Source organism: Amycolatopsis samaneae, from assembly GCF_039541975.1.
In the GTDB taxonomy this organism is placed as follows: Bacteria; Actinomycetota; Actinomycetes; order Mycobacteriales; family Pseudonocardiaceae; genus Amycolatopsis; species Amycolatopsis samaneae.
Window position 1 is genome coordinate 1 of sequence record NZ_BAABHG010000035.1, and the last position, 10,472, is coordinate 10,472.

The following is a 10,472-nucleotide window of genomic DNA, read 5'->3' on the forward strand; positions in this document are numbered from 1 at the left end:
CCCGCCGCCCCGGCGCAGCAGGCCCCCGCGCCCGCCGCCCCGGCTCCCGCGGCACCGGCGCCCGCCCCCACGGCGGCGGCCCCGGCGTCGAGCACCGACGGCGCAGCCGAGCAGCCGTACGTCACGCCGCTGGTGCGCAAGCTGGCGACCGAGCACGGCATCGACCTCGCGAGCCTGACCGGCGGCGGCGTCGGCGGCCGCTTCCGCGCGCCCGACGTGTTCGCCGCGGCCGAGGCCAAGCAGGACCGCGCCGCCCCGGCGCCCGCCGCCACGGCCCCGGCCGCTCCGGCCGCCGCCCCCGCCGCCGTCCGCGCGGCCGCCCCGGTCTCCCCGGAGATCGCCGCGCTGCGGGGCACGGTGCAGAAGGCGAACCGGATCCGGCAGATCACCGCGACGAAGACCCGCGAATCCCTGCAGGTCTCGGCGCAGCTGACCCAGGTGCACGAGGTCGACGTGACCAAGGTCGCCAAGCTGCGCCAGCGGGCGAAGGCGGCCTTCAAGGAGCGCGAGGGCGTCAACCTGACGTTCCTGCCGTTCTTCGCGAAGGCCACGGTCGAGGCGCTCAAGCAGCACCCGAACGTCAACGCGTCCTACAACGAGGACACCAAGGAGATCACCTACCACGGTGCGGTGCACCTGGGTATCGCGGTGGACACCGACAAGGGTCTGCTGTCGGTGGTCATCCACGACGCGGGTGAGCTGAGCCTGGCCGGTCTCGCGCACCGCATCGCCGACCTGGCGGCGCGGGCGCGGGCGAGCCAGATCAAGCCGGACGAGCTGACCGGTGGCACGTTCACCATCACGAACATCGGCAGCAACGGCGCGCTGTTCGACACGCCGATCATCGTGCAGCCGCAGTCCGGGATGCTCGGCACCGGCGCGGTCGTCAAGCGCCCGGTGGTCGTCAGCGACGCCGACGGCAACGACACCATCGCCGTGCGGTCGATGGCGTTCCTGCCGCTGACCTACGACCACCGCCTTGTCGACGGTGCCGACGCCGGCCGCTTCCTGACCACGATCAAGCAGCGTCTGGAAGAGGGCAACTTCGAGGACGAACTGGGCCTCTGACCCTCGGGTCGCGATGGTCCGTGAAGGCCTCCTTCACAGCGGTGAACGCTGTGAAGGAGGCCTTCACTGCTTTCGGGGGCCGGATGTGCGCCCCCGTCCGGAGTAGGACACGATCGAGGCATGCGCGTACTGATCGCGGGCTCCAGTGGGCTGATCGGCTCGGCGGTGACCGCCCGGCTCCGGCAGCGCGGTCACGACATCCGGCGGCTGGTCCGGCGGGAGCCGGGCCGGCCGGACGAACTGCGCTGGGATCCCCCGTCCGGGGAAATCTCGGCCGGCGCCTTCGACGGCGTCGACGCGGTCGTCAACCTCTGCGGCGCGCCGCTGCTGCCGGGCCGCTGGAGCGGGATGCGCAAGCAGATGCTGCTCGACAGCAGGGTCGAGCCCACCGAGGTGCTCGCCGACGCGGTCGCCGAGCACGGCGTCGGGGTGCTGGTGAACGCGTCCGCCGTCGGGTTCTACGGCGACACCGGCAAGTCCATTGTGGACGAGAAGTCCGGGGCGGGGCGGGGATTCCTCGCCGAGCTGTGTACCGCGTGGGAAGCCGCGACGGCGCCGGCGCGGGACGGCGGCGCCCGCGTCGTGCTGGCGCGCACCGGGCTGGTGCTCGCCCGCGAGGGCGGACTGCTCACCGTGCTGCGTCCGCTGTTCCGGCTCTGCCTCGGCGGGCGGCTCGGCGACGGGCGCCAGTACCAGCCGTGGATCGCGCTCGAGGACGAGGTCGGCGCGCTCGTGCACGCGCTGGAGCACCAAACCCTCGCCGGGCCGGTGAACCTGACCGGGCCGGAGCCGGTGACCAACTCCGAGTTCACCCGCGCGCTCGGCCGTGCCGTGCACCGCCCGGCGCTGGGCTGGGTACCCGCCTTCGCGATGCGGCTCGCGCTCGGCCAGGCCGCGGAGGAGATGGCACTGATCGGCCAGCGGGCGGTGCCCAGGGCGCTGGAGGAGTCCGGCTACGAGTTCCGCCACCGCGACGTCGGGAGCGCGCTGGCCGCCGCGACATGACCGTGCCCGGGGTGCGCTGGGTGGTCTCCGGGCTGGTGCTGTTCGTCGCGTTCGCCGTCCTCGGCGTACTGGTCGCGCGGCAGCCGCCCGCACTCGACCTCGCGGTCGCGGATTCCTTACGCGGTCAGGAAAACCGGCCGCTCGGGCACGTCGCGGGCGCGCTGACGAACGTCCTCGGCCCGGTCCTGCCCTATCTGCTCGGCGCCGTGCTGGTCGTCGTCGCGCTGCGGCGGCGGGACCACACCGGACTCTGCGTGCGGCTCGGGGTCGTGCTGGTGGTGTGCAGGCTCACCAGTGTGCTGGGCAAGCTGGTGTTCGAGCGGCAGCGACCCCGGGTGTACCCCGAGACGAGTTACCCGAGCGGGCACGTCGTTTCCGTGGCGAGCACCGCGTTCGTCGCCGTCCTGCTCTGTGTGTGGCTGGCGCCGCGGCTGGTGCGCTGGGCCGTGGGAGCGGCGGTCGCGGCGACCGTGCTGGGCGCGGCCTGCCGGATCGTGCTCGGCGTCCACTGGGTCACCGACACCGTCGGCGCCGTCCTCGCCGTGACCGGTGTCGGCCTGGTCACAGCGGCCGCCGCCGGACTGCTGCCCCCGCCGCCGGGCGGGCGTAACCTCGCTGAGTGAGTTCCTCCAGCCTCTCCTGCCGCGCCAGCACCGAACCCGTCGACGTCCGCGAGCTCGGCACGATCGACTACACCGAGGCGTGGGAGCTGCAGCGCCGTCATCTCACCGCTCGTGCCGACGGCACCGGCCCGGACACGATGCTGCTGCTCGAACACCCGTCGGTGTACACCGCGGGCAAGCGCACGGAGCCGGCGGACCGGCCGCAGGACGGCACCCCGGTGATCGACGTCGACCGCGGCGGGAAGATCACCTGGCACGGGCCGGGGCAGCTGGTGGGTTACCCGATCGTGAAGCTCGCCGACCCGATCGACGTGGTGCACTACGTCCGGCGGCTGGAGGAGGCACTGATCTCGGTGTGCGACCGGCTCGGCGTGCACAGCGGGCGTGTCGAGGGGCGCAGCGGCGTGTGGATCCCCGCCGACGACCGGGGCATCGAGCGCAAGATCGCGGCGATCGGCATCCGGGTGCAGCGCGGGGTGACGATGCACGGGTTCGAGCTGAACTGCAACGCCGACCTGGCGGCGTTCGACACCATCGTCCCGTGCGGGATCCGCGACGCCGGGGTGACGTCGCTGTCCTTCGAGCTGGGGCGCGAGGTCACGGTCGCCGAGATCCTCCCGATGACGCGGGACGCGGTGCTCGCCGCGCTGGCGGGCGACCTCCCGGTCACCGACCGCGACCTGCCCCGTCCCGAAGCGCCGACCGCGCCCGGCGTCACCTTCGCCCTCCAGGACTGAGCTGCCCCGAAGCCTCTGAAGGCCACCTTGAGGGAACCCAAGTCCCTCAAGGTGGCCTTCAGAGCGCTTTTGGCGCGGGACTCAGTCCAGCTGCGGGGCGACCTCGGCGGCGACGAGGTCGATCTGGTCCAGATCGGACAGGTCCAGCAACTGCAGGTAGAGCCGGGTGATCCCGGTCTGCTCCCGCCACCGGCCGATCTTGTCCACGACCTCCGCCGGCGTCCCGGCGAGACCGTTCTGGCGCAGTTCGGTGACGTCGCGGCCGATGGCGTCGGCGCGGCGCTTGATCTCGGCCTCGTCGCGGCCGACCGCGATCACCAGCGCCGAGGAGCGCAGGATTTCCTTCGGGTCGCGCCCGATCTCCTCGGCCGCCGCGGCCACGCGCGCGAACTGCGCGGCGGTCGTTTCGACGTCCGCGAACGGCAGGTTGAACTCGTCGGCGTAGCGGGCGGCCAGCGCCGGGGTGCGCTTCTTGCCGCTGCCGCCGATGATCACCGGCGGCGCGGGCTGCTGGACCGGCTTCGGCAGCGCGGGCGCGTCGACGAGCTTGTAGTGCTCGCCGTCGAACGAGAACGCCTCCCCCGCCGGTGTCTTCCAGTACCCGGTGATGATCGCGAGCTGCTCGGCGTAGCGGTCGAACCGCTCCTTGAACGGGGGCAGGTCGAGGCCGAGCGTGGTGTGCTCGTCGTCGTACCAGCCGGAGCCGAGGCCGAACTCGACACGGCCGCCGGACATCTGGTCGACCTGCGCCACCGTGATCGCCAGCACCGACGGGTGCCGGAAGGTGGCGGCGGTGACGAGGGTCCCGAGGCGGACGCGGCTGGTCTCCCGCGCCAGCCCGGCGAGGGTGATCCAGGCGTCGGTGGGGCCGGGAAGGCCGTCGACGCCGCCCATCTTCAGGTAGTGGTCGCTGCGGAAGAACGCGTCGTAGCCCGCGGCCTCGGTCGCCTTGGCCACCCGCAACAGGTCGTCGTAGCTGGCCCCTTGCTGGGGCTCGGTGAAGATCCTCAAGTCCACGACGTCAGCCTATAGAGCGTGCGGTCAGCTCGCCGCCTGCTCCTCGCCCGCGGGATTCGGCGAGGTCGCCCGCAACCGCTCCAGCAGCTGGACGATCACGCCTTCGACCTCGGCGCCGACCTTCTTCGGGTCCGCCGAACCCGCGATCTCGGTGGCCGCGCTGGACAACGCGCCGAACAGCAGCCGCGCGGTGATGTCGACCGGGACCGCGGCGATCTCGCCCGCCTGGATGAGCGCCTGGATCGCGGCGCGGACCAGCCCGAAGCTGCACCGCTCCTCGGCCTCGCGCCAGCGTTCCCAGCCCATCACCACGGGTGCCTCGTGGATGGCGATCCGCTGGTACGCCGGGTCGAGGCAGCTTTTGATGAACGCGCTGAGCCCGCCCCTGGCCCGGTCCCAGGGCGAGCCCGGCCCGTTCACGATCTTGTCGAGCCGGTCGTAGACGAGGCTCTCGACCGCTTCGAAAGCCGCCTCGAACAATGCCTGTTTGCCACTGAAATGGTGATACAGCGCGCCTTTGGTGACGCGGGCACGTTTGGCGATCTCGTCGAGCGAGGTACCCGCGTAACCACGCTTGGTGAACAATTCCACCGCGCCGTCCACCAGCGCGGACCGGGTCGACTCGGAATAGTCGAGCCTTCTGGACCTCATTGTCGCCACCCTCACAACCTTACGCCCCAGGACCTGTCGCCATACCCATGGTATGTTTGGCCCGTCAGGTCCGTACCAGGAGTATGCAGCAAACCTGCAGTATGAACCAGGTCACGGAAGGGGAGCCACATCATGAGCTGGACCGACTTCTACCGTCGGCGAGATGCCCTCGAATCAGCCCTCCGGCAGGCCGGGAACGACCCCGGGCGCCGGCTGTCTCTCGCCGAAATCCCCGGCGCGGCCGAGTCCTTCGGCAGTGAGGAAGACCTCCTGCTGGCCCTGCACCACAAGTGGACTCAGCTGCTCGCCGGTTATCTGCGTGCCGAACTGGCCGACCCCGAGGACGCCGCCGCCGGGCAGGTCCTCGACCAGGTCGACGCCGTCACCCGCGCGTGGCAGCGCGCGACGTCCGAACACGCGACGCTGCGTGCCGTCCTCGACGCCAACCTCGATCGCCACCCGGCGCTGCTCCCCCTGCACGAGGGTGAACTGCGGATGCTGGCGATCACCGCGGGGCTCGCCGAGTACGGCGAACCCGCCGACGAGATCACCAAGGTGGGTTACACCCTCGACGCGTTGCTGCGCAACGGACCGGACGCTCGCCCGGCCCGTCGTCGTGGCCCGGTGGGCCACCTGCTGCGCCTGCTCGCGCCCAGTGCGTGAGCGGCCCCGATGTAGTTAGGTAGCCCCATGGCGGAGCGCGCGAACCGCGGTCACTGGACCGAGGCGGACATCCCCGAGCAGACCGGCCGGACCGTACTGGTCACCGGCGCGAACTCGGGTCTGGGCCTGCGCACCGCCGAGGTGCTCGCGGGCAAGGGGGCCCGCGTCCTGCTCGCCTGCCGCTCGCCCGAGCGTGGCGAGCGGGCACTCGACCTCGTCCGCCGGGCCGCCACCGGCGCGTCCCCCGAGCTGGTGCCGCTCGACCTCGCCGATCTCGCGTCCGTGCGGGCCGCGGCGGCGTCGGTGCGCGAGCTGACCGGGGACGCGCTGGACGTCCTGGTGAACAACGCCGGCCTGATGGCCACCGCGCGCGGCGTGACCGCCGACGGGTTCGAAACCCAGTTCGGCACCAACCACCTCGGGCACGCGGCACTGACCTGGCTGCTGCTGCCCGCGTTGCGCGGAGGTCGCGACGCACGCGTGGTCACCCTGTCGAGCGTCGCCGCCGCCGGTGGCGGGCTGAGCGTGACCGATCCGAACTTCGAGCACCGCCGGTACAACCCCGGCATCGCCTACGCGCAGTCGAAACTGGCCAACCAGATGTTCGCGATCGAACTCGACCGGCGCCTGCGCGCGGCGGGCGAGAGCGTGATCAGTGTCGCCGCGCACCCCGGGTACGTCGGGACGGGGCTGAGCTCCGGGATGGCCCGTTCCTACCGGAACCCCCTGCTGAGCCGGAGCATCCTCGCCGTCAACAGGGCCGGTGAACTGCTCTTCGCGATGCGGCCGGCGCAGGGCACGCTGCCGCAGCTGTACGCGGCGACCGCGCCGGGTGTCGAAGGCGGCGACTACATCGGCCCGCACGGCATCGGCGGCCTGCGCGGTTACCCCGCCAAGGGGCGCCCTTTCGCGGCCGCGCGCGACGCCACGACCGGTCGCGCGCTGTGGGAGCTGACCGCGAGGTTGACCGGCGTCACCCCCGACCCCGCGTGATCGATAAGGCGCCGGAAGCGGGCGTAGGCTGGCGTTCGTGAGTGCTGCACCGGAGGGTCGGAAGCTGCTGCGGCTGGAAGTCCGTAACAGCCAGACCCCGATCGAGAAGAAGCCTTCCTGGATCAAGACCCGCGCGAAGATGGGCCCCGAGTTCACCGAACTCAAGGGGCTCGTCCGCCGCGAAGGCCTGCACACGGTCTGTGAAGAGGCCGGGTGTCCCAACATCTACGAGTGCTGGGAGGACCGGGAAGCCACCTTCCTGATCGGTGGTGATCAGTGCACCCGCCGCTGTGACTTCTGTCAGATCGACACCGGCAAGCCCGCCGAGTTGGATCGGACCGAGCCGCGCAAGGTGGCCGAAAGTGTCCAGGCCATGGGGCTGCGGTACTCCACGGTCACCGGCGTCGCCCGCGATGACCTGGAAGACGGCGGTGCCTGGTTGTACGCGGAGACCGTGCGGCAGATCCACGAGTTGAACCCGGGCACCGGCGTCGAGCTGTTGATTCCGGACTTCAACGCCGACCCCGCACAGTTGGCGGAGGTGTTCGGGTCGCGGCCGGAGGTGCTGGCGCACAACGTCGAGACCGTGCCCCGGATCTTCAAGCGCATCCGCCCCGGCTTCCGGTACCAGCGGTCGCTTGAGGTGATCACCAAGGCCCGTGAGGCCGGTTTGGTGACGAAGTCGAATCTGATCCTGGGGATGGGTGAGACTCCGGACGAGGTGGCTCCGGCGATGCGGGATCTGGTGGACGCGGGTTGCGAGATCCTGACGATTACGCAGTATTTGCGTCCGTCGCCGCGGCATCATCCGGTGGATCGGTGGGTGAAGCCGGAGGAGTTCGTCGAGCACTCCAAGGCGGCCGAGGCGATGGGGTTCGCCGGGGTGATGGCTGGGCCGCTGGTGCGGTCCTCTTACCGCGCCGGACGCCTCTACGCCCAGACCAAGGCGCACCGCGGGGAAACCCTGCCGGACAACCTCGCGCACCTGGCCGCCGAAGGGCCCGCCGCGCAGGAAGCCAGCAGCCTGCTGGCACGATGAGCGACCCGGCGGTGGCACTGTCCGAACGGGACAGTGCCACCGAAACCGGGCCGCGCTCCCGCCCGTACGGGTGAGTGCCGCCACGAGCCGGGTTTCCGGCCGCTCGGCCTTACTACATTCGGCGGTATGACCGTTCTGGATCTCCCCCGGCCGATCGCGTTCGTCCTCGGCGGTGGCGGCAGCCTCGGCGCCATGCAGTTCGGGATGCTGCGAGCGCTCGGCGAAACCGGGCTGAAGCCGGACCTCGTCGTCGGCACCTCGGTCGGCTCGCTCAACGGGGCCGTGCTCGCGCTCCCCGGCGGTGACCCGATCGAGCGCCTGCGCGGGATCTGGGCACGGATGACCCGGCACGAGGCGTTCCCCGGCGGGGTACTGAGCCAGGTCCGGACACTGCGGCACAGCAAGACCCATCTGTTCCCCAACACCGGGCTCACCGCGGTCATCGAGGAGCACGTCGGCCACGGTGCCCGGTTCGAGGACCTCGCGCTGCCGCTCGGCGTGGTCACCACCGAGGTCGACACCGCGGAGCCGCGCCTGATCCGGGAGGGGCCGCTCCTCGAGCCGCTGCTGGCCAGTTGCGCCATCCCCGGCATCTATCCCCCGGTTTCCCACGAGGGCAAGCTGCTCTACGACGGCGGGCTGGTCGCGAATGTGCCGATGCGGCAGGCGCTGGCGATGGGTGCCCGCTCGCTGGTGGTCCTGGACTGCGCGTTTCCCGGCCGGATGCCCGGGGCGCCGGGAACGTTCGCCGAGGTGCTGATGTTCACCGCGATGATCAGCATGCGCAACCAGGCGGTGCTGGAGGCGCCGGTCGCGGCCGCGCAGGCGCCGGTGGTCTACCTGCCGGGGCCCGCGCCGGTACGGATCAGCCCGCTGGACTTCAGCCGGACCGAGGAACTCGCAAACCAGGCATACGCGGCCGCGCGGGATTATCTCGACGGAATCACCGTCGACGGGCCGGGCCTCTATGGCGCACCGGGCCTTGTCACGAAGTGAGGAAAATCAACGGGTCACCTCGTTCCGGCTGGGGTACACCTTTCGCATCGCGTAGTTTTGAGGGCGAAGGCCAGCTGCCCGAATGACCCAAAAAGAGACAAAAATGTTTCCCAAGAAAACATTACTTTCGTCCGCGGCGATTGTCGCCGTGACGCTGCTGATGTCGTCCTGTTCGGCGGGCGGCGGGTCCGAAGGCGGCTCGCCCGCGCAGTCCCCGGAAAGCCCGGTGTCGGTGAACATCGAGCCCGCGGGCGGGACCGGCGTCAACCCGACCACGCCGATCGTCGTCAAGGTGTCGAACGGGAAGCTGACCGACGTCACGGTGACGAACGCCGTCAAGGGGACGACGGTGTCCGGGCAGCTCAGCGCCGACGGGCTCAGCTGGACCTCCACCGAGCCACTCGGTTACGGCAGCACCTACAAGGTCGTCGCCCAGGCCGTGGGCGGCAACGGGAAGCCCATCGAGCAGCACAGCCAGCTGAGCACCCTCTCGCCGCGGCTGCAGGCCAGCCCCGACCTCGTCCCGGCGCCCGCGGCGGTGGCGAGCACCGGGGTGGGGGTCGGTCAGCCGATCGTGTTCAGTTTCAGCGAACCGGTGAAGAACCGGGCCGAGGTGGAAAAGCGGCTGTCGGTGGAGTCGACCCCGAGGCAGGAGGGTTCCTGGTATTGGATGGACGACCAGCACGTCCACTACCGGCCCAAGGTGTACTGGCAGCCGGGAACCGTGCTGAAGGTGACGGCGAAGGTGTACGGGGCCGATTTCGGAAATGGCGTATACGGCGCCACGGACCGGACCGAAACGTACAAGGTGCACGATTCCTGGATCGCCAGGGCGGACGGGAACACCGAGCAGATGCAGATCTTCCACAATGGGCGATCGGTGAAATCGATGCCCATTTCGATGGGCAAGGACTCGACGCCGACGCATGCCGGCCCGCACGTCGTCTCGGACAAGCAGGAGAGCACGGTGATGGACTCCTGCACCTACGGGCTCTGCCCACCGGCGCCGGGGGCCTACCGGACGACCGAGAAGTGGGCGGTCCGCATCTCCAACGACGGCGAATTCGTGCACGAGAACCCCGCCAGCGTCGGCGCGCAGGGCAGCGCCAACGTCTCCCACGGGTGCATCAACCTGAACGCGGCGAACGCGGAGTGGTTCTTCCACACCATGGGACTCGGTGACGTCGTGGAGGTGACCAACTCGGGCGGACCGCAGCTGCCGGTGTGGGACGTCTACGGAGACTGGTCGAAGTCCTGGCAGGACTGGCGGAGCGGCAGCGCCATCAAGTGACCCCGCCCGCGGCTCCCCGCGGGCCGTGATGGATCTTCCGCTGCGCTCCCCGCCGACCTCACTCCTTGCGGACGGCAGTGCGGTGCGGTGCGGGAGCGAGGGACCTTTGCTATCGCCGGGCGGCAGTAAGCACCTCCCCCTGGAGCCGCAGAGGGGCCTTGTCCAGGCACGGGAAGTGCTCTCGGCCGGAGCAAGCTTCTGTGGGTACAACGACAGAGGCCCCGGGAGAACCGCTGTGGGTTCTCGACCGGGGCCTCTGCCGTCTTCAGGTAATGTTCGGCGGTGTCCTACTCTCCCACAACCCTTCGGTTGCAGTACCATCGGCGCTGTCGGGCTTAGCTTCCGGGTTCGGAATGGGACCGGGCGTTCCCCGCGACGCTATAACCACC

At 70.6% G+C, this 10,472-nt stretch carries 11 protein-coding genes and 1 rRNA gene; 9 read left to right on the forward strand and 3 right to left on the reverse strand.

Annotated features, from left to right (window positions below; genetic code table 11):
- The 4 genes from sucB to lipB all read left to right on the forward strand — a co-directional run.
- Nucleotides 1-1,068 (forward strand): 2-oxoglutarate dehydrogenase, E2 component, dihydrolipoamide succinyltransferase (sucB, locus tag ABD987_RS44300; protein WP_345409028.1); only part of this gene is annotated, 1,068 nt, incomplete at its 5' end.
- A gap of 120 nt (nucleotides 1,069-1,188) precedes the next feature.
- Entirely contained in the window at nucleotides 1,189-2,073 is an 885-nt protein-coding gene (locus ABD987_RS44305) for a TIGR01777 family oxidoreductase (RefSeq protein ID WP_345409030.1), read from the forward strand.
- Nucleotides 2,070-2,696, forward strand: a complete 627-nt coding sequence (locus ABD987_RS44310; RefSeq protein ID WP_345409032.1) for a phosphatase PAP2 family protein — start codon at nucleotides 2,070-2,072, stop codon at nucleotides 2,694-2,696. The genes ABD987_RS44305 and ABD987_RS44310 overlap by 4 nt, the downstream gene beginning before the upstream one ends.
- Nucleotides 2,693-3,433 carry a lipoyl(octanoyl) transferase LipB gene (gene lipB, locus ABD987_RS44315; protein WP_345409034.1) on the forward strand — a complete coding sequence of 247 codons (741 nt, stop codon included), beginning with the start codon at nucleotides 2,693-2,695 and terminating at the stop codon, nucleotides 3,431-3,433. The genes ABD987_RS44310 and lipB overlap by 4 nt, the downstream gene beginning before the upstream one ends.
- An 81-nt stretch (nucleotides 3,434-3,514) precedes the next feature.
- On the opposite strand, the gene ABD987_RS44320 is transcribed toward lipB, so the two are convergent.
- Together ABD987_RS44320 and ABD987_RS44325 are read right to left on the reverse strand one after the other, a co-directional pair.
- Nucleotides 3,515-4,450: an LLM class F420-dependent oxidoreductase gene (locus ABD987_RS44320; RefSeq protein ID WP_345409036.1), complete on the reverse strand. Its 936-nt coding sequence runs from the start codon at nucleotides 4,448-4,450 to the stop codon at nucleotides 3,515-3,517.
- A 24-nt stretch (nucleotides 4,451-4,474) separates the two neighbouring features.
- Entirely contained in the window at nucleotides 4,475-5,101 is a 627-nt protein-coding gene (locus tag ABD987_RS44325) for a TetR/AcrR family transcriptional regulator (RefSeq protein ID WP_345409038.1), read from the reverse strand.
- 132 nt (nucleotides 5,102-5,233) lie between these two features.
- Here ABD987_RS44325 and ABD987_RS44330 point away from each other — a divergent pair, with 132 nt between their 5' ends.
- From ABD987_RS44330 to ABD987_RS44350, 5 genes are all read left to right on the forward strand, one after another.
- Nucleotides 5,234-5,764 (forward strand): hypothetical protein, encoded by a 531-nt coding sequence (locus tag ABD987_RS44330; protein WP_345409040.1) that lies wholly within the window; start codon nucleotides 5,234-5,236, stop codon nucleotides 5,762-5,764.
- Between the two features lie 27 nt (nucleotides 5,765-5,791).
- A complete protein-coding gene (locus ABD987_RS44335; protein ID WP_345409042.1) occupies nucleotides 5,792-6,757 on the forward strand; it encodes an oxidoreductase in 966 nt (321 codons plus the stop codon).
- Between the two features lie 37 nt (nucleotides 6,758-6,794).
- Nucleotides 6,795-7,796 carry a lipoyl synthase gene (gene lipA, locus ABD987_RS44340; RefSeq protein ID WP_345409044.1) on the forward strand — a complete coding sequence of 334 codons (1,002 nt, stop codon included), beginning with the start codon at nucleotides 6,795-6,797 and terminating at the stop codon, nucleotides 7,794-7,796.
- A gap of 126 nt (nucleotides 7,797-7,922) precedes the next feature.
- The gene (locus ABD987_RS44345; RefSeq protein ID WP_345409046.1) at nucleotides 7,923-8,792 is read left to right on the forward strand and encodes a patatin-like phospholipase family protein; all 870 of its coding nucleotides are present in this window, start codon (nucleotides 7,923-7,925) and stop codon (nucleotides 8,790-8,792) included.
- A 148-nt stretch (nucleotides 8,793-8,940) separates the two neighbouring features.
- On the forward strand, nucleotides 8,941-10,083 hold the full coding sequence (locus ABD987_RS44350; RefSeq protein WP_425551104.1) for a L,D-transpeptidase: 1,143 nt from the start codon (nucleotides 8,941-8,943) through the stop codon (nucleotides 10,081-10,083).
- Between the two features lie 274 nt (nucleotides 10,084-10,357).
- On the opposite strand, the gene rrf is transcribed toward ABD987_RS44350, so the two are convergent.
- A 5S ribosomal RNA gene (rrf, locus tag ABD987_RS44355) occupies nucleotides 10,358-10,472 on the reverse strand; the annotation flags it as partial.

Excerpts from the sequence above, each read along its gene's own strand:
- ABD987_RS44345 (WP_345409046.1), top strand. The coding sequence starts at position 7,923 with ATGACCGTTCTGGATCTCCCCCGGCCGATCGCGTTCGTCCTCGGCGGT.
- ABD987_RS44310 (WP_345409032.1), top strand. The coding sequence starts at position 2,070 with ATGACCGTGCCCGGGGTGCGCTGGGTGGTCTCCGGGCTGGTGCTGTTC.
- ABD987_RS44325 (WP_345409038.1), bottom strand. The coding sequence starts at position 5,101 with ATGAGGTCCAGAAGGCTCGACTATTCCGAGTCGACCCGGTCCGCGCTG.
- ABD987_RS44335 (WP_345409042.1), top strand. The coding sequence starts at position 5,792 with ATGGCGGAGCGCGCGAACCGCGGTCACTGGACCGAGGCGGACATCCCC.
- ABD987_RS44330 (WP_345409040.1), top strand. The coding sequence starts at position 5,234 with ATGAGCTGGACCGACTTCTACCGTCGGCGAGATGCCCTCGAATCAGCC.
- ABD987_RS44305 (WP_345409030.1), top strand. The coding sequence starts at position 1,189 with ATGCGCGTACTGATCGCGGGCTCCAGTGGGCTGATCGGCTCGGCGGTG.